This window comes from Deinococcus indicus (genome assembly GCF_002198095.1).
Lineage (GTDB): Bacteria > Deinococcota > Deinococci > Deinococcales > Deinococcaceae > Deinococcus > Deinococcus caeni.
This window is the reverse complement of record NZ_NHMK01000014.1, coordinates 216,532-237,500: the sequence shown is the minus strand read 5'-3', so window position 1 is coordinate 237,500 and position 20,969 is coordinate 216,532. Positions and strand designations below refer to the sequence as shown.

Genomic DNA, 20,969 nt, shown 5'->3' with positions numbered 1-20,969 from the left:
GCCACGCGTGGCTGGGCGTGACGGACGGCGCGGCGGCCGCCGGCGGGTGGATCGCCGTGACCGGCGAGTTCGCGCCGGGCGCGTGGGCGCTGTGGGCGGTCGTGATCTTCTGGATGATCGGCTTGGACGTCATCTACGCCACCATGGACCGCGATTTCGACGTGGCGAACGGCATCCGGAGCATCCCGGCGCGTTTCGGGATCACGCGGGCGCTGCGGATCGCGGCGGCCAGTCACGCGCTGACCTTCGCGCTGCTGCTGCTGGTGGGCGTCCTGACCGGCGCGAGCTTCTGGTACTACCTCGCGGCGGTGGCGATGGGCGGCATTCTGCTGTTCGAGCACCGCATCGTGAACCCGAACGATCTGGCGCGCGTGAACGTGGCGTTCTTCGACGCGAACATGTGGCTGGCGCTGACCATGCTGGCCGGCGTGATCGTGGACGTGACGTGGCGCACCCTGACCTGACGGACCTGCGCGCACTGGTCCCGCCGGCCGCCGCGCGGGCTTTCGCGGACGGGGACGACCGCCTGACCGCCACGCTGCTGCAACGCGCCCGCGACGCGCAGCCGCCGGGCACGCTGGCCTGGGCGGTGCTGGAACGCCTGCTGGGACTGGCGTTCATTCACGTTCAGCGCGAGGTGGAGGGCACCTTCGCCCTGGAACGCGCCGACGCGATCCTGGACCGGACCTGCCCGCCCGGCGGTCTGGGCCGCCCGGACCTGGACTGGCTCGCCCCGCCGGACGCCCCGGACGGAGAGCGCGGGGCCGGTTAGGTTTGACCGGGGCGGGGGAGCGGCGCCGGAGACGGATGCGCTAGACTCGCCGCCATGTGGAATCTGCGCCCCGGAGTGCCGCGTTGACGCTGGAAACGTCCGAACGGGAGTTCGCCGGGCGCTTCGAGGAATTCGCGGCGTCCGGCGTGCTGTACCCGCAGCGGGAGGGCAGTCCGCTGCTGGAGTTCGCGTCGGGCGGGCGGGTCCTGTACCTGTTCGACCGTTCCGGACCGTACGCGGCGCTGCCGGGCGAGGCGCGGGTGGTCGTGCACGGCGTCCTGGACGCGGCCTTCACGCGGCGTCTGCCGGAGCCGGCCGCCCAGACGCTGACGGTGCTGGGCGTGTCGGGCGTGGAGGGGCAGGGGCCGGTGCTGGCCGTGCGCGGCAACGTGGTGGTCGTGCAGGCGCGGGTGCCGCTGGTACTGGGCTCGTTCGAGGAACTGCACGGAGTGCAGGCGGGCGACTGGCTGGCCTTCCGGACTCTGCCGCCCTTGCACGGCTTCCTGATCTGACGGTTCAGCCGCACTCCGGTCGAACGGAGTGCCCCGGCCATTCCATCGGGGTGAAGGGCGTGGAAGCTGTGCTTTCTCATGCTACCGGGACAGGTGGTATTGACCTTCTGGAGCGCTTTCTGCGGATTTTTCCACTCGCCTGAGTCCTGTTACCGGAGCAGTTGCACTTATGCGTGTCCGGTGTCCCCAGAACCGTTTGACGTCGCCGGATTCTGCTCTGGCGCGACCGTCATCCTTCAGGCATGATGAAGGTATCCGTTATGGCTGACCTTCTGCTTCCCCTTCCCGGTGACCACGACAGCACCATGGCGTGCCTCGTGATGGTCGATCTGGTCGGCAGCACAGCCATGGCGACCACGCTGCCGCTGCGCAATTACCAGACACTCATGCAGGAATTCGTGCAGGTCATGATCCTGAGCTTCGAGGCGCGCGGCGGTCAGGTCCTCCAGCACCAGGGCGACGCCGTGCTCGCGTGGTGGCCGCTGGAACAGGCGGGCGCCGCCTGCGTCGCCGCCGCCGAGGCCCACACCCGCGCCGCCCGCCTGACCCTGGCCGCCCAGCTGGGCCAGCAGCTGCGCGTGCGGGCCGGCGTGTCGGGTGGCGAGGTGATCATGGGCGTCGTGGGCCGCCAGGACAGCGCCTACGGACTGCCCGTCAACTACGCCACGCGCCTGTGCGGGGCCGCGCAGCCGGGCCAGACGCTGCTGTGCGACTCGGTGCTGGGCTACGTGCCGCACCTGCCGACCCGGCCCTACGAGCCGCTGCACCTGCGCGGCTTCGGTGACAACTGCCGCGCGCACCTGCTGCAGCCGCTGCCGACGCCCGGTCCGCGCGCTGCGGATGAAAGCTGATTAAGCGCCACGGCCCTCTTCTCATGAGAACGGTCCATAGACTGACCGCATGGAACGCAAGCCCCTGGTACTTGTCATCGAGGATGAGAAAGACATCGCTCGGTTTATTGAACTCGAACTCGCCGCCGAAGGATACGCCACCGAGGTCGCCTTCGACGGCGTCACCGGCCTCTCCAAATTCCGTGAAGTCAACCCCGACCTCGTCATCCTGGACCTGATGCTTCCCGTTCTGGACGGCCTGGAAGTCGCGCGCCGCATCCGCAAGACCAGCAACACCCCCATCATCATCCTGACCGCCAAGGACGGCATTCAGGACAAGGTCGAGGGACTGGACTCGGGCGCCGACGACTACCTGATCAAACCGTTCTCCATCGAGGAACTGCTTGCCCGCGTGCGCGCCCACCTGCGCCGCGTGAATCCGGCCGTGACCGGCGAGGTCCGCGTGGCCGACCTGGTCATGAACCTCGACGGGCGCGAGATCTTCCGGGGCGGACGCCGCGTGGAACTGTCCGCCAAGGAGTTCGAACTGCTGGAACTGCTGGCCCGCAACCCCGGCAAGGTCTTCTCGCGCTTCGAGATCGAGGAGAAGGTCTGGCCCGAGTACACCGGCGGCAGCAACGTCGTGGACGTGTACATCGGCTACCTGCGCCGCAAGCTGGAAGAGGGCGGGGAGCGCCGCCTGATCCACACCGTGCGCGGCGTCGGCTACGTGCTGCGCGAGGAGTAAGACGGACCCCGATTGAATGGGCTGCAAAGCCCGTTCGATCCGAGCGGATGCGAGCAGGAGAGAACCGGGTTCCGGACGTGGAGCCGGTAGGGGCGGTGACGTTCCGGATTGTCGGCGAAACAAACGGAATCCGTACAAGGGACTCCGATTGAATGGGCTGCAAAGCCCGCTGGGTCCGGGCGGACGCGACCCGCAGAGGGGTTCGGCAGATGGCCTGCCGGTGTCTCATGGCCGGGTGGGGGCGACTCATGAGGCGGGCCGGTAGACTGCCGCACATGGCTGCCCCGCACGTTCCCACCCGCCCCCGCAGGGCCGCATGACGCTCCGCTGGCGACTGACGCTGTTCTACACGGCGCTGCTGGCGCTGCTGCTCACCACGGTGGGCGTGACCACGCTGTACCTGATGCGCAGCAGCCTGATCGCCGGACTGGACAACGACCTGCGCGGCACGTACACGCAGTTCACCAGTTACGTGCAGAGCACCCGCGTGTCCGACCAGCTGTCGCTGCCGCTGGACGCCACCCGCAACGAGCCGGATCAGGTGCCGGACGCCCTGATGCTGGCCCGCTACCAGTTCCCGAACTCCAGTCTGGCGCTCGAGCAGATCGACGTGTATGACCGGCAGACGCTGCTCGACTCGCTGGAACGCGCCCGCACCCCCGAGGACCGCGAGGCGCTGTTCGGTACCCTGCGCGCCCTGCGCGACGCCTCGCGCCGCTCGCTGGGAGTCGATACCGAGAAGCCCATCGCGCTGTCCGAGGCGGAACTCGCGGCGCTGATCCGCTCCAGCGGCGGGCAGCTGTTCCTGAACCACGCGGTGCAGGAGCCCTACCGTCCCGCGCCGACCATGATGCGCCTGATGGTCGTCCTGACGCCGCTGTCGCAGGGTCTGCCGGGGCAGGAGGTGCCGGGCAGCCTGCTCGGCAGCAGCGACGGCCTGAGCATCGTGTACGTCGCGCGGTCCCTGGCGACCGTTGAGGATACCCTCCTGAAATTGCGCAACGTGATCCTGCTGCTGTTCCTGGTGGGCCTGATCACCGCCGGCAGCGGCGCATACGTGCTGGCCGGGCAGGCCCTGCAACCGCTGCGTCGCGTGCAGCGGGCCGCCGAACGCATCGGCGGGCAGACCCTGACCGAGCGCGTGCCGGTCCCGCAGACGGGCGACGAGGTCGAGTCGCTCGCCACGGCCCTGAACGCCATGCTGGGCCGCCTGGAGGACAGCTTCGACGCGCAGCGCCGCTTCACCAGCGACGCCAGCCACGAGCTGCGCACACCCGTCACGGCCATCAGCGGGCACGCCGGGTACCTGCTGCGCCGCACCAACCCGAACGAGCAGCAGCGCGAGAGCCTGCGGATCATCCAGAGCGAATCCGAACGCCTGACGAACCTGATCGCCAGTCTGCTGCAACTGGCCCGCAGCGACAGCGGCGCGCTGGTCCTGACGCGCGAACCGATCTTCGCGCCGCTGTTCCTGACCGAGATCACCCGCGAACTCGCGCCGCTGGCCCAGGCGCAGCACACCACCCTCAGCACCACCGGGCAGGACGTGACCTTCGAGGGCGACCCGGACCGCCTGAAACAGGTGATCATCAACCTCGTCAGCAACGCCCTGAAGGCCGGCGCGCAGACCGTCACGCTCGACAGCCGCGCCGTGGACCGCCCCGCCACGGGCGTCCCGACCGTGCGCCTGAGCGTGCAGGACGACGGGCCGGGCATCCCGCAGGGGCAGCTCGAACGGCTGTTCGACCGCTTCTACCGCCTGGAGGACAGCCGCAGCCGCGACCAGGGCGGCGCGGGCCTGGGCCTGAGCATCGCGCGCGGCATCGTCGAGGCGCATGGCGGCCGCATCTGGCTGGAAAGCGAGGTCGGGCGCGGCACCACCGCCTTCGTGGACCTCCCGGTGGGCAACGTGCCCGTCCTGGACGAGGACGACGTTCCGTAACAGGGGATGATGGTGAACGGTTGATGGTTGATAGAAAGGGCCACCCGCCGCCTCTCTATCAACCATCAACTTTCAACCATCCACGGCCCCTACCCCAGCATCAGGGCGTGGAATTCCTCCATGATGCTCTCGGCCTCGGCGGTGGTGCGGGCCACGACGAAGATGGTGTCCTCGCCGGCGATGGTGCCCACGATGTCGTCGCGCCGGACCCGGTCGAGCAGCAGCGCGACGCCGCTGGCGTGGCCCTCGGCGGTGCGGATGACGAGCATGTTCTCGCCGCGGTCCACGTCATGCACGAAGTTCTGGAACAGGCGGGCGAGTTCCTCCTGGGCGCCCACGTGTCCGGTCGTCTGGGCCAGGGCGTAGCGGTGGCGGCCCTTGCCGACCGGGAGGCGCACGAGGCGCAGTTCGTTGATGTCGCGGCTGACGGTCGCCTGCGTGACGCGGATGCCGTCCGCCTGGAGCCGCTCGACGAGTTCTCCCTGGGTGCTGACGCTCTCGCGCGCGATGATGTCCTGAATGCGTTTCTGACGCTGTTCCTTGCTGAGCGGTCCCGGCATTCCTCCCATGGTATGCATATTCAGTGAATTATTCAATGGGCGGTGGGGTGGGGGCAGCGGTGGGGGCACCCGCTGCCGGCCCGGCCACCCGTCCCGGCAGTCGCCGCGCCGCCTCGTCCAGCAGTCGCCGCGCCACCTCACGCTTGCTGACACGCGGCCAGTCCTCGTGCGAACCGTCCGGGCGCACCAGCGTCACCTGATTGTCGTCCCCGCCGAACGCCGTGCCCTCGCGCGTCGGGTAGTTCAGCAGGATGAAATCCGCGTTCTTCCGCTGCGCCTTCAGGGCCGCGCGTTCCACGCCCGCGTGCGTCTCCATCGCGAAGCCCACCAGCACGCGCTCCCCCTTCTCCTGCCCCAGCTGCGCCAGGATGTCCGGGTTCGGCGTCAGGTGGACCGTCACGTCCCCCGCCACCTTCGCCTGCTTCTCACCGCTCTGGGCCGCCGCGCGGTAATCCGCGACGGCCGCCGTCATCACCACGACGCCCGCCGTGCGCGCGGCCTCCACCACCGCTTCCCGCAGTTCCAGCGCCGACTCGATCCGCACCACCCGCATCCCCGGCGGGTCCGGCAGGTTCACCGGGCCGGTCACCAGCGTCACGTCCGCCCCCCGGTCACGGGCCTCCTCGGCCACCGCGAAGCCCATCTTCCCGCTCGACGGATTGCTGATGAACCGCACCGGGTCCAGGTACTCGCGGGTCGGACCGGCCGACACGACCACCCGCACGCCCGCCAGATCCCGCGCCGGGGCGGTGGGGGACAGCAGCGCCAGCGCCGCGTCCGCGATGTCGCCCGGCTCGCTCATGCGGCCCACGCCGCTGCCCTCGCCGCGCGTGCCGAACGCCCCGACCTCCGGCCCCAGGAACGCGTGTCCCCGGCCACGCAGGGTCGCCGCGTTCGCCTGGACCGCCGGGTGCGTCCACATCAGCTCGTTCATGGCCGGCACCCACAGCACCGGGGCGCGCACGCTCAGCAGCGTCGCCAGCGCCAGCTCGTTCGCGTGCCCGTGCGCCGCGCCCGCCAGCAGCTCTGCCGACGCCCCCACCACGACCGCCGCGTCCGCCCGCGCGAGCGTCAGGTGCAGCGCGTCCGGCCGGGCCTCGAACCAGTGCTCGTCCGTGCCGACCGGCCCGTCCGCCGCCGTACTCAGGCTCAGTTCCGTGATGAACGCCAGCGCCGCGCGCGTGGCGATCACCTGCACCGCCGCGCCCCGCTCGCGCAGCCGCCGCAGCACCGACGGGGCCTTCACCGCCGCCATACTGCCCCCCACGATCACCAGCACGGTCGGCCCGGACTTCAACGCATTCACGCCCCACAGGATAGGGTGCGCCGGGCGCCCAGTAACGCCGCGCCACCAGTGACGACGCGGGCCACCCCCAACCAGGAATGGCCCGCGCCGGATGACGGGGTTCAGCCCTCGCGCTGCCCGGTCACCCAGTAACGCACGCGCTCGGCGATGTTCTCCATGTGGTCGCCCACGCGCTCCAGGCTGCGCCCCACCCGCATCAGCATCAGCGCCTTGCTGATGTTGCGGGGGTCCTCGAGCATGTACGTGACCAGTTCGCGCTGGATCTGCTCGTACAGGTCGTCGACCTCGTCGTCCATCTGCACGGTCGCCTCGGCGCGCGTCACGTCGCGGTCGGCGATGGCGGTGCGCAGGTTCTCGCTCATCTCGCCCAGCCGCTCGAGCATCCGCGCGAGGTTCACGTAGCGCTTGAGGGCCGGGGCCTGCGCGAGTTCCGCGCCGTCCTCGGCGACATGCACCACGTAATCGCCCATCCGCTCGATGTCGCTGAGGCTCTTGAGGATCAGCGCGACCATCCGCAGGTCCCGCGCGACCGGCTGGTGCAGCGCGATGATCCGCAGGCACTCGGCCTCGATCTGCGCCTCCTGCGCGTCCACCTCGCGGTCCAGGGCCTTGACTTCCGGCAGGCGGTCCACGTTCTCACGCAGCAGCACGTCGGCCGCCACGGGCAGCATCCGCTCGACCGTGCCGAGCATGTTCAGGGCGCCGTTCAGGACGGCACGCAGATCGTTTTCAAGGGCTTCACGCATGGGAACTCCTGTTCATGAACGTACCACCCCGCAGGGGGCGGCGTGTCAGAGGGTGATCAGTGACAAGGGAAAGGAACGTGACGGGGGAGGGCAGTGGCACCACGGGCCGGGCGCCCGGCCCGCAGAGAGGGTGGAAGGGGCGACCTACAGGCCCAGCCCCCCCACGCCGGGCAGCGTGAAACAGAAGGCGTTCGCGTCGCCGCGCCGCTCCGCCCACGCCTGCCCGCCCCAGCCCTGCACGATGCTCCGGACGATGTACAGGCCCATGCCGCTGCCCTGCCCGGTCGCCGCGCGGCCGCGCGTGTGCGCCCGGAACAGGTTCTCGGTGTCGGGAATCGGGGTGCCCCGGTCGAGCACGCTCACCTCGACCCAGGTGCCCCGCTCGGCCGTGGCGACCTCGACGCGCTGCCCGGCCGGACCGTACTTCAGGGCGTTCTCGATCAGGTTCAGCAGCACCTGCAACAGCTTGTCGGGATCGGCGCGCACCAGATGATCCGCGCCGAACGACACGGCCGCCCCGCGCGCGTGCAGGTCCGCGCTCAGCAGCCGCTCGGCGCGCGTGAAGGCCTCGGCCAGCGGCAGCGTCCGCGCCCGCGTGGGCCGGAACCCCACCGCGAGGTCCTCGACCAGCCGCGCCAGCCGCTCGGTCTCCTGCAGGCCCTGCCGCACGAAGTTCTGCGACAGGTCACGCGGCATGTCGTACTCCAGCGCCTCCAGCACCCCGCGCAGCGCCGCGACCGGCGTGCGGAACTCGTGCGACAGCACCGCCGTCGCCTCGCGCAGTTCCGCCTCGCGGCGGCGGTGCTCGGTCACGTCCTCCACGATCAGCGCGCCCTGGTCGCCGGTGCGGGTGGCGGCGCAGCGCAGCGTGCGGCCCGTGACCTCCAGTTCCAGTTCGCCGCCGCGTTCCAGCAGCGTCTCCAGCGTGTGCCGCCGCACGACTTCCAGCACGGGGCGGCCCAGCGCGCGTTCCTGCGGCACGCCCCACAGCCGCGCGGCCGAGGCGTTCACGCGCGTGACCAGCCCCGCGCGGGTCAGCAGGACGGCCTGCGGCAGCGCGTCCATCCAGGCGTCACCGGACGCCTCGGCCGTCACGGGGTCGGCCTCCGGGGGCAGGGGCGGCGTCACGGGGCGTCCGTCCAGGGGCGCATGCGGTAGCCCTTGCCACGCACCGTCTCCAGGAAACCGGGCCGGCTGGGATCGTCCCCCAGGTGCGCGCGCAGCTGCGTGACGTGCTGGTCGACCGTGCGCTCGCCACCCAGGAAGTCCGCGCCCCACACCCGGTCGAGCAGTTCCGTGCGCGAGTACACGCGGCCCACGTGCTGCGTCAGGAACGCCAGCAGGTCGAACTCCCGGCGGGTCAGGTTCAGGCGCGCGCCGCTCACGCGGGCCTCGGCGGCGCCCACGTCCACGGTCAGCGGGCCGTTCGTCATGGTGGGCGGCACCTCCGGCTGCGTGCGCCGCAGCAGCGCCCGGACCCGCGCGACCAGTTCCGCCGCTGAAAACGGCTTGGTCAGGTAGTCGTCCGCGCCGGATTCCAGCCCCTCGACCCGCTCGGCCTCGGCGGCGCGGGCGGTCAGCATCAGCACCGGTAGGCGGCGCAGTTCCGCGTCGCCGCGCAGCCGGCGCAGGAACCCCAGCCCGCTCTCGCCCGGCAGCATCCAGTCCAGCACCAGCGCGTCCGCGCCGTTCAGGGCGTCCAGCGCGCCCGCCGTGGACTCCAGGGCCGTGACCCGCAACCCCGCCCGCTCCAGGTGAAAGCGCAGGACGTCCCGCACCGTCCCCTCATCCTCGATGACAACGACGTGGCTCATTGACCTCATTCTGAGCCCTCCGGTCAGGCCCGTGTCAGCTTCGGGACGCTCCCGTTCCCGCCCCGCGCCCCGGCCGGTCCCGGACCCTGCCTTTTCGTCCTTTTCAGCCCTGGCGCGGTGCGGTACGCTGCGGCACGACACGGCCCTTCCCGCGTCCGGTCGGTCCGGCACGGGAAACGGCCGCGCCGTGCGGGGACCGCAGCGACATCCCTCTCCAGGCGGTTCTGTGAGACGCCCCCCCGCACGCAAGGAGCCAGTATGCGGAAGTCCAGTATGCGGAAATACTACACCTCGGAATCGGTGTCCGAAGGGCACCCTGACAAGCTCGCCGACTTCATCTCGGACAGCATCCTCGACGAGTTCCTGCGCCAGGAACCCACCAGCCGCGTGGCTGTCGAGACCCTCCTGACCACCGGCATGGCCGTCGTGGCCGGCGAGGTCCGCGCCGAGACCGCCCACGTGGACGTGCAGAAGACCGTCCGCGAGGCCGTCAAGCAGGTCGGCTACACCCGCGCCAACTACGGCTTCGACGCCGAGTACAGCGCCGTGCTGGTCAGCATCCACGAGCAGAGCCCCGAGATCGCGACCGGTGTGGACACCAGCGAGGAGTGGCGCGCCATGACCCCCGAGCAGCGCGCCGACCCGGCCAACGCCCACTCCATGGTTGGCGCGGGCGACCAGGGCCTGATGTTCGGCTACGCCACCGACGAGACCCCGGAACTCATGCCGCTGCCCATCAGCCTCGCGCACAAGCTGACGCGCCGGCTGGCCGAACTGCGCAAGGACGGCACTCTGCCGTACCTGCGCCCCGACGCCAAGGCGCAGGTCACGGTCGTCCGCGACGGCGAACCCCACGAGGCCACGCAGACCCTGGTGGACACGGTCGTGATCAGCACCCAGCACAGCGACGACGTCACGCAGGAAACCATCCGCGCCGACATGCTCGAGCACGTCATCCGCGCCGTGATCCCCGCCGAGTACCTGACCGACGACACCAAGTACTTCATCAACCCGTCGGGCCGCTTCGTCATCGGCGGCCCGCACGGTGACACCGGCCTGACCGGCCGCAAGATCATCGTAGACACCTACGGCGGGGCCGTCCCGCACGGCGGCGGCGCCTTCAGCGGCAAGGACCCCACCAAGGTCGACCGCAGCGCGGCGTACTACGCCCGCTTCATCGCCAAGAACGTCGTGGCCGCCGGACTGGCCCGCCGCGCCCTGGTCGAGATCGCGTACGCCATCGGCCGTGCCAGCCCCGTCAGCCTGCGCGTGGACACCTACGGCACCGGCACCGTCAGCGACGAGCAGCTGGCCGCCCTGATCGCCACGCACTTCGACGCCCGCCCGCAGTCGATCATCGCGGAACTGGACCTGCAACGCCCCATCTACGCGCAGACTGCCGCGTACGGCCACTTCGGCCGCCCCGAATTCCCCTGGGAGCAGACGCCCAAGGCAGAGGCCCTGAAGACTGGCGCCGGACAGTAAGGGCGCACTGAAGGAGGAGGGGGCCGGACACGCCAGTGGTGTCCGGCCCCCTCCTGCTGTGGGCTCAGCGGCCCAGCAGCGCCGGGTTCTGCTTCTCGGCCTCGCGTTCGGCGTACACGTCCGCGTGTTTGCGGCGCAGGGCGCTGGCGCTGGCGCGGGGGACCATCTCGCTCACGTCGCCGCCGTAGCTGGCGATCTCGCGGACCATGGAACTGCTCACGAAACTCCAGCGGGTGGCGGCCATGATGAAGACCGTCTCGGCGTCCCCGATCTGGCGGTTCAGGTGCGCGATCTGCAACTCGTACTCGTAGTCGCTGACGGCCCGCAGGCCGCGCACGATCACGCTGCCGGTCTCCTGGCGGGCCATGTAGTCCACGAGCAGGCCCCCGAAGGTGTCCACGCGGACGTTCGGGAAGTGCGCGGTTGCCTCGCGCAGGATGTCCATGCGTTCCTCCAGGGTGAACAGGTGACGGCCCTGCTTGCGGGCGTTGTGCATGACCGTGACCGTCACCTGGTCGAAGATCTTCGCGGCGCGCGTCAGGACGTCCATGTGCCCGCTGGTGATGGGGTCGAACGATCCGGGAAAGACAGCGTTCATAGCCCCGTCACCTTACCCTACTTCCGCCGCGCCTTCATGGGCGCCCGCCGGTTCCCTGGCCGGGTCCTCGGTGGGTTCGTCGCGTTCGTAGATGGTCAGGCTGTTGCTGCCGTACTCGCGGACCTCGCGGGTGTACCCGGCCCGTTCGGGCAGGCGGGCGCGGTCCGGATGCTGGCAGATCAGCAGTCCGCCGGGCCGCACCACGTTCCGCGCGAGCAGGTTCGCGGTCAGTGCGGGGATGTCCACGTCGTAGGGCGGGTCGCTGAACACGATGTCGAACGGCCCCAGCGCCGGCATGAGGCTCTGCGCGTCGCCCTTCAGGATGCGGGCGCGCAGGCCCAGCGCGCGGGCGTTCGCCTCCAGGGCCTTCACGGCGCGGCCGTCCATCTCGATCAGCGTCACCCCGTACCCACGGCTGGCGGCCTCCAGGCCGATGGCGCCGCTGCCGCCGTGCATGTCGAGGAACGTGCCGCGCGGCAGCCGCGCCGCCAGCAGGTCGAACAGGCTCTTGCGGATGCGTGCGCCGCTGGGCCGGGCGCTGTCCGGCACTTCCAGCGAGCGGCCCTTGGCACTGCCGCCCAGGATGCGCAGGCTCATACGGACTCCGGGCGGGCGGGGCAGGGAAGAGGGGAGGCAGTCATCCCCACAGGATACGGGCTGCCCCTCAGTCCAGGAACGCCTGCGCCGCCCCGAAGCCGGCCAGGGCGTCCGGGCTCAGGTGCCAGTCCTCGCCGTCGCGGGTCGCCTGCCCGGCCTGCACCAGCCGGTTCAGTTCGGCCTCCACGCGCTGCTGCACGCGCCGCAGCGGCATGCCTTCTGCGCCCTCCACGCCGCGCCAGGTCAGGAACGCCCGGTGGAAGGCCGGCAGCTGGTCCAGGCCCACGCGGGTTTCCAGGGCGCGCCAGCGGAGACCGGCAGCGGGATCGGCGTTGATGTCTGTCATGTTTCCTGTTCTACCCGCCCCGGCCCGCCGCGTACAATGCCCGCATGAATGCCGACCTTCCCAGTGACCTGCCCGGCGACCCGGACGCGGGCGGCCGCCCGCCGGTCACGCCGGACCTGCTGCGCCAGCTGGAGGCGCTGGGCGGACAGCTGGTCTGGCGGATCGGGAAGGACGAGGCCAGCGACGACGTGATCGTCCGGCTGGGCTTCGCGTCGGCCACGCCCCGTTTCGCGCACCTGTCGCGCCTGCGCAGCGCCGGGGACGCCGAGTTGCAGGCCGCGCTGGCCGAGAACCGCGTCGTGATCGAATGGGTGGACTGACCCCACCCCCGGCCCTGGCCGCCCGCCGGAGCGCCGCGTGATCCTGGACGCCGAGCAGACCTTCACGCTGCCGTACCCAGGTCCGCCCGCCGACGCGGTGGCGTTCGTGCGCGACCCGGCCCGCGCGCTGGGCCGCCTGCGCTTCCTGCGGGACCTGCGCGCCGACCAGGAGAGCGTGCGCGGCGAACTGGTCGTGCCGCTGCCCGGCCTGGGCGACGCCGACCTGCCATTCCACAGCCTCCTGAGCGTCACGCCGGACGGCGCGGACCTGCTCCCACAGTCCCTGAGCGGCGAGCGCGCCTGGGTGGAGGTCGCCGGGCAGGCCCGCGCGGAGGGCACGGACCTGCATTTCGCCTTCCAGTTCCGCGCGCACCTCGCCACGCCCGACGCGCAGGGCTGGGGCGGCGCGGCCTTCGAGAAGATGATCCGCGCCGCCGCCACCCGCACCCTGGACCGCGTGGCCCGCGAACTGCCCGGCAGCATCAGCCGCGCAATCGATGGAAACCTGAGTTGACGTGGCGTGTTAGGGCAGTAGATGTGACCATGAGGTGTACGGTCATCGAGCTTGAGCGGGACGGTGACTCACTCATAGGGCTGTGGATGGGCTCTTACTTTCCGCAGAAGGGGGACAACTTTTACATTGAGCTGAATGTGGACGCTGTGCTGCCGGGATGGCTTTGCGAAGAGAATGCTGATATATCTCTTGGCGCTAAGGTTGCGGCTGACTATAACGAAATAAAAGTTCTAGTCGAATCGGTTGAGGAAGATGGCGTGCATTTTATGAGACTATCGCCCGATTTAATTATTATGATTGAGATTCAGGGTCGCTTATTGGAGGTCGGCAATTTCTATAAAATTTCGATTCCCTGTACGCAGACTTTGATATATGCATGTTGATCTGAAATATCCAGATAAGCATGGAAGTCCAATTGGAGCGGCCTCGGAAGACTATTTCCGAGGCCGCTCTATTTCATGGCGTTATCAGACCTTGACTTCGGGTTCCGGGAAGTCCATGGCGCGCGCGTCGCTCCAGAGGCCTTCGAGGTCGTAGTACTCGCGGGCGTCCTTGGTCATGATGTGCACGATCACGCTGCCGCCGAAGGCGAGCAGCAGCCAGCGTTCGCTGGGGCCTTCCACGCTGGGGCGGGGCAGGCCGGCGGCCATGGCCTTCTCGCGGATGTTCTCCTGCACGGCGTTCAGCTGCAACCCGGCGGTGGCGGTGCAGATCACGAAGTATTCCAGGGTGGAGCTGACGTCGGTCAGGTCGAGCACCGTGACGTCCTCGGCGCGGCGTTCACGGGCGGCGTCCACGATGGCTTGCAGTTGGGTCAGGGTCTGGGCGTCTGGGGTCATGGGTACTCCGGGGGTGGTGGGGGTGGGGGCGGCGCGGCGGGCGCTGCCGGGGCGGGCTGAGGCGGCGGTCGCAGGGACTCTGGTCGCGGCGCGGTGAGCGCGGCCCCGGCCTCGTTGCGGCCGGTCTGGACCGGCAGTGAACGGGCGGCGGGCGGCGCAGCAACAGGTCAGTGTACAGGTCCGCGCGCCGCACAAGGCGACGCCGCTCACCAGCCAAGCCGATTCTGCTGACTGGGACGCCTTCTGCGGGTTCCGTCTGTTTCGCCGGCGATCCGTAACTTCACCGGATAGCCCGCTTCACGTCCGGCAGCCCGCTTTATCGGAGGCCGAATCAATTCCCGGCGGGTGGGGGGGCGGGGGTCATGCCGGGCGTCGTGGGCGCAGCCGCGTCGGCGGCGGGGATCGGGGTGCCGGCCAGCGCCGCGAGCTGTGACAGGGTGTCCTGCGCGTCGCGGCCCAGCAGCACGCCCACCTCGCCCGGCGCGACCGGGAAGCGTTCGCCCTGCAGGCGCGGCAGCTTCAGCAGGTCCGCCAGGGCGCCCGCCTGGGCCACGTCCTGCTGCGTGAACACCTGACTGGCCTCCTGGCTGGGCGGGGCGACCGTGACCTGCACGTCCGCGTACCCGAGTGCGCCCAGCGCGCGGCTCAGGCCGGCGCCCAGGCCCGCGCCGCTGGCGTCCACGACGCTCACCTTCACGTCGGGCGTGGCCGTCACCGGGGCGGGCGCGTCGCCCCACAGCGTGGCGAGCCGCTCGCGGTTCACGGCGAGGTTGAAGGTGCCGGGAATCTCGTCGGTGGGCAGCGTGGCGAAACTCAGTTTCAGCTGCCCCAGGAAGGGCCGCAGGGCCACCAGCGTGTTCGGGTCGGCGTTCGTCTCCACGCCGTTCCCGATGCCGCCCAGGATGGTGGGCAGCGCCGCGAGGCCCTGCGCGGACTTCAGGCGCCCCGCGAGCTGCGTCAGCGCCTGCTTCTGGTGGTCGATGCGGCCGTAGTCGTCCCCGAAGCCCTTGCGGACCCGCAGGAACAGCACCGCCTCCTGGCCTTTCAGGTGGTGCGCGCCGGCCGGCAGTTGCAGGTTCACGCCGGCGGCGTTGTCGATCCATTCGATGCCGCCCTCGGGAACCGTGACGTTCAGGCCGCCCAGCGCGTCGATGACCCGCTCGACGTAATCGGTGCGGACGATCACGTACGAGTCCACCCGCTCGCCCGTGATGGTCTCCACGGCCCGCGCGAGGGCCTCCGGGCCGCCCGAGTGGTACTGGCTGTTCACCTTCTGCGCCGCGATGGAACTGAAGCGGTCGAACGGCCCCACGTTCGTGTCACGCGGAATGTTCAGCACCCGCACGCTCGACCCGTCCACCTTGACGAGCATGACCGTGTCGGTGTTCGGCGGTTGCACCAGCCCGGTCCGCTGATCCTGGTCCTTGCAGGGCTGCCGGTAATAGCAGTACACGATGTCCCGCCCGGCGATCAGCACCGTGAACTGCGGCGCGGCGCCCGGCGTGACCGTCGACGCGACCGTGCGGCCCGCCCCGCTGAGCAGCGCGAAGCCCCCCAGCGACAGGCACGACAGGGTCAGGCCGAACGCCTGCAGGGCCCGCAGGCCGGCGATGCGGGGCCCGCCCCCCGCCCCGGAAGTCCTTCTGGTCATGGCTGCCGGGCCGTCAGAGGAGAAGCGGACCCGCCCTGGTCCTGCCGGGCCACGCACGGCAGCGCGTGATAGGAGCGCAGGGTGCGCGGATGCACCTGAATGCCGCGACCCTGCAGGTACGTGACCTTCGAGACGATGGCGCGTTCCAGCGCCGCGTTCAGGTCCCGCAGCGCCAGTTCGCGGATGTCGGCGTTCACGCCCCGCCCCGGCTCGGACACGTCCGCGATGTACACGCAGTCCGCCACCGGATTCCCGCCGCGCGGGCCGGTCGTGTGGTCCTCCACGGCCTCCAGCACCACCCGGTCCTGGTAGCCCCAGCGTTCCAGCAGCACCCGCGCGGCCCGCCCGTGCAGCGCCAGCGGATGCCCGGCGTCAATGTCGCACTCGGGCGGCGCGAGCCGCAGCAGTTCGGCGTCCGGCAGGTCACGGGCGATGTCGTGCAGAATGCCGGCCGCGTAGGCGCGCATGTCGTCCAGACCGTTCGCCAGGGCAATCTGCGCGGCCAGTTCCGCCACGCGCAACACGTGTTCGTACCGCCTGGGCCGGACCATCAGCCGCACGCGTTCCTCCCAGCCAGTCCACTCGGCCACCGGGTGCCGGGGTACGAGGAGCTGGGCAATCACAGGGTCATGTGGCCGCTTCCCCACATCATGCTTCCGACTATACGCCGCCGCCCCCCACCCGCGATGACACTCCGGTCACTTTCGGCCGTGCCCGGCGCGGTGACAGCCTGCCCTACGGCCTCCGGTGGAACGGTTTGCAGAAGCCACCCGATCCGGGCCGACCCGTAGAGCTGCGCGGCAGAGCGGGTGGGAGCGGCACGCCCCTCCAGACACGCCGCCGGCAGTCCGGATCAGGGGGCCGGCGGCGTGTCCTGCGCCCGCTCGACCGTCAGGCGCACGCTGACCGTCTCCAGCGTCTGCGCGCCCGCCGGGATCGACAGTCGGACCGGCGCGGTGTACGTCCCGACCCGGTACGTGACCGCGCCGCTCACCTCTCGCAGCCGCCCCAGCAGCTCCGGGGCCGCCACGACCCGCACCGTGCTGGGCTGCACGCTGACCGACGTGACCCGCAGCGTCGCCGGCGGATCGTTCAGCACCACCCGCACCGTCTTCACCGGCAACTCCCCGGTATCCAGGCGGCGCACCGTCACTGTCGAGGGATTGGCCTTCACGCCCTCGACCGGCAGGCCCGCCTCGTCGAGCGCCACGAGCGGCACCTCCCGCTCGGCCCCGGCCGCCAGCGCCGCCGGACTGGTCACCAGCCGCGCCACCGTGGACACCACCTGCCCCGGCCCGGACACGCCCGCCTCGGCCGGCAGCACCACGTAACGCGGCACGCTCGCCTCGGGCGGCGACGCCACGCTCAGCGTGACCGGCAGCGTGCGCGTCACCTGCGTATCCACGAAACCCTGCACCCGCGCCGGCGACTGCCGCTGCACCTCGGTGCCAGTGGGCGCCGTCACCGTGACCGGCTGCGTGAAACTGCCCTCCGGCACGCCCGTCACGTCCACGACCGCCTCGATGTTCTCGGGTTGCAGTTCCCGCAGCCGCTCCGGACGGCCCCGCAACGTCACCCGCACCGACGACGGACTGAGGTTGCTCGTCGCGCGTTTCTCCTGCCCGTTCCCGGTCGTGTCCCTCACCGTCACCGGCACGTCGAAGCCCTGCTCGACATTCGCGCGCCGGTCCCCGGTCGCCACGAACCACAGCGTCACCGACACGCCCAGCGCCAGCAGCTTCAGCCCCAGGTTATGCGTCCCCCGCGCCCAGGCGTAACGCGGGTCCAGCCAGCGCCGCCACCCCTCCAGTGGCCCGCCGGCCTTCACCGCACCCTCCCGGCCGGCACGTCCGCCTCGGCGTCCCGGCCCGCCTCCGGATCCGGTTCGGACGGACCCGGCTCGGGTGGCAGGAAGGCCGCCCGGTCGTACACCAGCGCCCGCAACTGCTCACGGAGTTCCGTGCCGTTCAGGTCCGGCCCCAGCCGCCCACCCAGCGCGATCCGCATGCTGCCCCGCTCCTCGCTGACCACCAGCACCACCGCGTCCGTCAACTCCGACAGCCCGATCGCCGCGCGGTGCCGCGTCCCGTACCGCCGGTACGTGCCGTCACTCGACTGCAACGGAAACAGACACCCGGCCGCAATGACCCGCGAACCCTGAATGATCACGCCCCCATCATGCAGCGGCGCGTTCCGCGCGAACAACGCCTCCAGGAACGGCACGCTGACCAGCGCGTCCAGCGACACCCCGGTCCCCGCGTACTCGCCCAGTGGCGTGCGCCGCTCGATGGCGATCAACGCGCCCGTCTTGCGCTCCGCGAGCCGCTCCATCGCCCGCGCCAGGTCCTGCAGCGCCGCGCCGCTCGCCCCCACGTCCCGCGCGCGCGGCCGCCCCACCCGCTCCAGCGCCGCGCGCAACTCCGGCTGGAACAGCACCACCAGCGCGAAGATCCCCACCGTTCCCGCCCGGCCCAGCAGGTAACTCAGGGTCGGCAGGTTCAGCACCTGCGCGGCCACCCACACGCCCGCGAACACCAGAATGCCGCGCACCACGTTCACCGCCCGCGTCCCCGCCACCAGCAGGTACCCCTGGTACACCAGGAACGTGACCAGCAGGATGTCCAGAACGTCCCGGACATTCACCTGACCGAAGGGCGTGGGCATGACGTGAACGGCACTCCTTTCAACAGACTCGCGGAAACGACAGCAGGCAACGGGGCGGAGAACGGGCAACGGTGCGCGCCCACTATACGGCCTTCCCGCCCCCCCTCACCGTCCGCCCGCCCCCAGACTTCCCCACCGGAACCCTGGCAGGATGAAAGGAGGCCCCCACCCCACCCGCCCACCCGCCCCCCAGGAGACCCCATGGACATTCACTTCATCGGCCACAGCACCTTCATGCTCGAACACGGCCAGACCCGCCTGCTGATCGACCCGTTCATCCAGGGCAACCCACAGGCGACCGTCACCCTGCAAGACGCCCTGAACTGGAACGTCACGGCCATCCTGATCACCCACGCGCACGGCGACCACTGGGGCGACACCCTGGAATTCACGCGCGCCGGCACCCCCGTCATCGCCACCGCCGAGATCGCCGCCTACGCCCAGCAGCGCGGCGCGACCCACGCGACCGGCATGAACATCGGCGGCACCTACCGCGCCGACTGGGGCAACGTCACCTTGACCCCCGCCTGGCACAGCAGCTCCTTCCCGGACGGCACGTACGGCGGCATGCCCACCGGCCTGATCGTCGAACTCGGCGGGCAACGCCTGTACCACGCCGGCGACACCAACCTCTTCGGCGACATGACCCTCATCGGCGACCGGGGCCTGGACGCCGCCCTACTGCCCATCGGCGACCACTACACCATGGGTCCCGAGGAAGCCGCCCGCACCCTGGACCTGCTGCGCCCCCGCGTGGCCATCCCCATGCACTACGGCACCTTCCCGCCCCTGACCGGCGACCCCGCCGTGTTCCAGCGCGAAGGACAGGCGCGCGGCGTGGACGTCCGCATCCTGGCACCGGGCGAACACACCACCCTGTAAACACCGCCAGAGCGCGGGCCGCCGGCACTCCTGACCGGCGGCCCCCGCCGTTCATGCCTCTCCGCTCAGCGTTCCCCGGTCACCATGCGGCGGCCCGCTCCCTCATCCTCCGAGGCCACCCGCGTCTGGTTCGGCGTGGGCTCCGGAAACTCCGGGTTCGCCTTCCGGTCCGGCGCACGCACGAACGACCGCGAATCCACCAGCACCTCCTGCGGCTCCCGCACCTTGAAGCGCGTCGTGCGCGCCGGCACGCCCATCGCGATCCCATGCGGCGGAATGTCACTGCGCAGCAACGCGTGCGTCGCCAGCATCGCGTCGTCACTCACCACGCTGCCCGCCAGGACCGTCGAATGGTACGTGATGCGCGCCCCACGCCCGATCACCGTGCGCCGCAACGTCACATCCGGACCATCCAGCACGCTGTGCGTATGGCTGTACACGTTCACGTAATCACTGATGCTGGCATTGTCGTGCAACTCGATCCCACCGATGTCATCCAGCAGCACATGCCGGTGAACGACCACGTCGTCCCCCACCTCCATGTTGTACCCCACGCTGAACTCGACGTTCTGCCAGCACTTGAAATCCCGCCCCACCCGCCGGAAAATCCGCTCCGCCAGCACCCGCCGCACCGGAATCCCCAGCACCGGATTCTGCCCGACCGGCGTCAGATCCAGGTTCTTCCACAGCCACAGCAGCGGCTTGACCCGCCCGAACAACTCCGTGTCCGTCGCCATGTAGTACTCCGCCTCGAACGTCACGTTCCGCGCGTCCAGATTCAGGGCCGCCAGCGGCGCGTCCGCCAGCAACGCCGCGTAGGGCCGGCCGTACATCGCCTCGGCCAGCACCTCACGCGCCAGCACGAACCGGTCCGTTCCCGGATCCGCCAGCCGCGCCTCCAGATCCCGCAAGAACTCACCGTACGCCGACTGCGCGTCACGACCCACATCCACCGGCTTCAGCCAAGTCACCCCCACACTCTAGCGCCCGCAGTGAAAAACAAAGTGGGGTGGTCTGCAAGGGGCTCCTGCACGTTGATCGGCTCACAGCGCGCGGCCCTCCGGAATGCTGATCGGAGGGCCGCGCGCGGTTGAAAGTGAAGCGGGTTCGCTGCCCGCAGCCGGCGGGTCAGCGGATGTTACGCCCGACGATGGCGGCCCGGATCGGATTCTGGGACAGCACGGGCAACACGGTGACCGAACTGCCGGACGCCTTCTGGAAGCGCAGGCGGTACGTGACCGCCTGATCCGACTCGGACCTGAACAGGGGTTCGGCGGTCGTCGGGGTGCGCACGTATTCGGCCAGCAGCAGCGCCTGTGCGTTCGCTGCCGGTGCCAGGGCGACCGTCAAAGGAGACGTGCAGGCCGCTGCGGTAACGGGCGCCCTGAATTCCATCAGCACCTGGGATGTTTCGGCGCTGTTGACCGGGATGTCCTGCGCGGCATCCATCTGCTCGTTGTACTGGGCGCGGCTCAGCAGGTAATAGGCGTACATCATGGGAGTGCTGCCCGACACGGCCGTACTGGCCGGCACGACGAACGCGATGAAGGGATCGGTGCCCACCCGCCAGATGGTCGTACCGGCGGCATTCTTGGTGCCCTTGACACCGGCGGGCAGCGTGACCGCCGTGGTCTGCGGTAACACGGCGCAGGCTTCACGCAGGCGGGCGCTCAGCAGGCTGCTGGACACCGTCGCCTCATTGGTCAGCTGGGACCGCGTGGTCAGCACTGCGTTGGCCTGCGCCGTGTTGGTCGTCAGGGCATACGCAGCCCCCAGCACCAGCAGCGAGAGGGCCAGCGCGATCAGAATTTCAACAAGGGTCAGTCCGGCCGTAGAGTTCACA

At 70.3% G+C, this 20,969-nt stretch carries 26 protein-coding genes (1 of these 26 running past the window's edge); 11 read left to right on the top strand and 15 right to left on the bottom strand.

The genetic code is table 11. The annotated features are described in order from the left end of the window. The 6 genes from mqnP to CBQ26_RS11615 all read left to right on the top strand — a co-directional run. Positions 1-464, top strand: partial view of a menaquinone biosynthesis prenyltransferase MqnP gene (gene mqnP, locus CBQ26_RS11640; protein ID WP_172418045.1) — the 3' portion only. It extends 403 nt beyond the left edge of the window; only the last 464 of its 867 coding nucleotides appear in the window; the start codon falls outside the window, past its left edge; it ends in the stop codon at positions 462-464. Then, positions 446-772, top strand: a complete 327-nt coding sequence (locus tag CBQ26_RS11635; protein WP_088248795.1) for a hypothetical protein — start codon at positions 446-448, stop codon at positions 770-772. Before mqnP ends, CBQ26_RS11635 begins: the two co-directional genes overlap by 19 nt. A 56-nt stretch (positions 773-828) precedes the next feature. Then, the gene (locus CBQ26_RS11630) at positions 829-1,284 is read left to right on the top strand and encodes a hypothetical protein (RefSeq protein ID WP_229844128.1); all 456 of its coding nucleotides are present in this window, start codon (positions 829-831) and stop codon (positions 1,282-1,284) included. Between the two features lie 260 nt (positions 1,285-1,544). Further along, on the top strand, positions 1,545-2,135 hold the full coding sequence (locus tag CBQ26_RS11625; protein WP_088248794.1) for an adenylate/guanylate cyclase domain-containing protein: 591 nt from the start codon (positions 1,545-1,547) through the stop codon (positions 2,133-2,135). Between the two features lie 49 nt (positions 2,136-2,184). Further along, positions 2,185-2,862: a response regulator transcription factor gene (locus tag CBQ26_RS11620; RefSeq protein WP_010887388.1), complete on the top strand. Its 678-nt coding sequence runs from the start codon at positions 2,185-2,187 to the stop codon at positions 2,860-2,862. Positions 2,863-3,178: 316 nt separating this feature from the next. After that, entirely contained in the window at positions 3,179-4,804 is a 1,626-nt protein-coding gene (locus CBQ26_RS11615) for a sensor histidine kinase (RefSeq protein ID WP_088248793.1), read from the top strand. 89 nt (positions 4,805-4,893) lie between these two features. Here the strand turns inward: CBQ26_RS11615 and argR are convergent, their stop codons facing one another. The 5 genes from argR to CBQ26_RS11590 all read right to left on the bottom strand — a co-directional run bounded on the left by argR (position 4,894) and on the right by CBQ26_RS11590 (position 9,230). Beyond that, positions 4,894-5,364 (bottom strand): arginine repressor, encoded by a 471-nt coding sequence (argR, locus tag CBQ26_RS11610; protein ID WP_172418044.1) that lies wholly within the window; start codon positions 5,362-5,364, stop codon positions 4,894-4,896. A 28-nt stretch (positions 5,365-5,392) separates the two neighbouring features. Continuing rightward, complete coding sequence (gene coaBC / locus CBQ26_RS11605; protein ID WP_268248317.1) at positions 5,393-6,670, bottom strand: bifunctional phosphopantothenoylcysteine decarboxylase/phosphopantothenate--cysteine ligase CoaBC; 1,278 nt, start codon at positions 6,668-6,670, stop codon at positions 5,393-5,395. 101 nt (positions 6,671-6,771) lie between these two features. Continuing rightward, entirely contained in the window at positions 6,772-7,416 is a 645-nt protein-coding gene (gene phoU, locus CBQ26_RS11600) for a phosphate signaling complex protein PhoU (protein WP_088248791.1), read from the bottom strand. A gap of 144 nt (positions 7,417-7,560) precedes the next feature. After that, positions 7,561-8,481: a sensor histidine kinase gene (locus CBQ26_RS11595; RefSeq protein ID WP_088248816.1), complete on the bottom strand. Its 921-nt coding sequence runs from the start codon at positions 8,479-8,481 to the stop codon at positions 7,561-7,563. Between the two features lie 59 nt (positions 8,482-8,540). Then, positions 8,541-9,230, bottom strand: coding sequence for a response regulator transcription factor (locus tag CBQ26_RS11590; RefSeq protein WP_088248790.1), 690 nt, complete (start codon positions 9,228-9,230; stop codon positions 8,541-8,543). Between the two features lie 273 nt (positions 9,231-9,503). Between CBQ26_RS11590 and metK the strand changes: the two genes are divergently transcribed. Beyond that, complete coding sequence (gene metK, locus CBQ26_RS11585; protein ID WP_172418043.1) at positions 9,504-10,715, top strand: methionine adenosyltransferase; 1,212 nt, start codon at positions 9,504-9,506, stop codon at positions 10,713-10,715. 64 nt (positions 10,716-10,779) lie between these two features. Here metK and coaD read toward each other — a convergent pair whose 3' ends face one another. From coaD to CBQ26_RS11570, 3 genes are all read right to left on the bottom strand, one after another. Further along, complete coding sequence (gene coaD / locus CBQ26_RS11580; RefSeq protein WP_088248788.1) at positions 10,780-11,313, bottom strand: pantetheine-phosphate adenylyltransferase; 534 nt, start codon at positions 11,311-11,313, stop codon at positions 10,780-10,782. 12 nt (positions 11,314-11,325) lie between these two features. Beyond that, positions 11,326-11,910: an RsmD family RNA methyltransferase gene (locus CBQ26_RS11575; RefSeq protein WP_088248787.1), complete on the bottom strand. Its 585-nt coding sequence runs from the start codon at positions 11,908-11,910 to the stop codon at positions 11,326-11,328. A gap of 67 nt (positions 11,911-11,977) precedes the next feature. Further along, a complete protein-coding gene (locus tag CBQ26_RS11570) occupies positions 11,978-12,256 on the bottom strand; it encodes a hypothetical protein (protein ID WP_088248786.1) in 279 nt (92 codons plus the stop codon). 44 nt (positions 12,257-12,300) lie between these two features. Here CBQ26_RS11570 and CBQ26_RS11565 point away from each other — a divergent pair, with 44 nt between their 5' ends. From CBQ26_RS11565 to CBQ26_RS21305, 3 genes are all read left to right on the top strand, one after another. Beyond that, positions 12,301-12,576: a DUF3248 domain-containing protein gene (locus CBQ26_RS11565; protein WP_088248785.1), complete on the top strand. Its 276-nt coding sequence runs from the start codon at positions 12,301-12,303 to the stop codon at positions 12,574-12,576. Between the two features lie 37 nt (positions 12,577-12,613). Beyond that, a complete protein-coding gene (locus CBQ26_RS11560) occupies positions 12,614-13,090 on the top strand; it encodes a DUF3809 domain-containing protein (protein ID WP_088248784.1) in 477 nt (158 codons plus the stop codon). A 137-nt stretch (positions 13,091-13,227) separates the two neighbouring features. Continuing rightward, complete coding sequence (locus CBQ26_RS21305) at positions 13,228-13,473, top strand: hypothetical protein (RefSeq protein ID WP_143342067.1); 246 nt, start codon at positions 13,228-13,230, stop codon at positions 13,471-13,473. An 84-nt stretch (positions 13,474-13,557) separates the two neighbouring features. Here the strand turns inward: CBQ26_RS21305 and rsfS are convergent, their stop codons facing one another. From rsfS to cdaA, 5 genes are all read right to left on the bottom strand, one after another. Further along, entirely contained in the window at positions 13,558-13,929 is a 372-nt protein-coding gene (gene rsfS / locus CBQ26_RS11555) for a ribosome silencing factor (RefSeq protein ID WP_088248783.1), read from the bottom strand. Between the two features lie 331 nt (positions 13,930-14,260). After that, positions 14,261-15,580: an LCP family protein gene (locus tag CBQ26_RS11550; RefSeq protein ID WP_088248782.1), complete on the bottom strand. Its 1,320-nt coding sequence runs from the start codon at positions 15,578-15,580 to the stop codon at positions 14,261-14,263. Further along, a complete protein-coding gene (yqeK, locus tag CBQ26_RS11545) occupies positions 15,577-16,131 on the bottom strand; it encodes a bis(5'-nucleosyl)-tetraphosphatase (symmetrical) YqeK (RefSeq protein ID WP_425319427.1) in 555 nt (184 codons plus the stop codon). The genes CBQ26_RS11550 and yqeK overlap by 4 nt, the downstream gene beginning before the upstream one ends. 302 nt (positions 16,132-16,433) lie before the next feature. Beyond that, a complete protein-coding gene (locus CBQ26_RS11540; protein ID WP_229844129.1) occupies positions 16,434-17,408 on the bottom strand; it encodes a CdaR family protein in 975 nt (324 codons plus the stop codon). Beyond that, positions 17,405-18,244, bottom strand: coding sequence for a diadenylate cyclase CdaA (cdaA, locus tag CBQ26_RS11535; RefSeq protein ID WP_229844130.1), 840 nt, complete (start codon positions 18,242-18,244; stop codon positions 17,405-17,407). Before cdaA ends, CBQ26_RS11540 begins: the two co-directional genes overlap by 4 nt. A 201-nt stretch (positions 18,245-18,445) precedes the next feature. Here cdaA and CBQ26_RS11530 point away from each other — a divergent pair, with 201 nt between their 5' ends. Further along, positions 18,446-19,126 carry a metal-dependent hydrolase gene (locus CBQ26_RS11530; RefSeq protein ID WP_088248781.1) on the top strand — a complete coding sequence of 227 codons (681 nt, stop codon included), beginning with the start codon at positions 18,446-18,448 and terminating at the stop codon, positions 19,124-19,126. A 65-nt stretch (positions 19,127-19,191) separates the two neighbouring features. On the opposite strand, the gene CBQ26_RS11525 is transcribed toward CBQ26_RS11530, so the two are convergent. Together CBQ26_RS11525 and CBQ26_RS11520 are read right to left on the bottom strand one after the other, a co-directional pair. Continuing rightward, positions 19,192-20,097 (bottom strand): acyltransferase, encoded by a 906-nt coding sequence (locus tag CBQ26_RS11525; RefSeq protein WP_172418041.1) that lies wholly within the window; start codon positions 20,095-20,097, stop codon positions 19,192-19,194. Positions 20,098-20,254: 157 nt separating this feature from the next. Further along, positions 20,255-20,968 (bottom strand): prepilin-type N-terminal cleavage/methylation domain-containing protein, encoded by a 714-nt coding sequence (locus tag CBQ26_RS11520; protein ID WP_088248780.1) that lies wholly within the window; start codon positions 20,966-20,968, stop codon positions 20,255-20,257. Position 20,969: the final 1 nt, after the last annotated feature.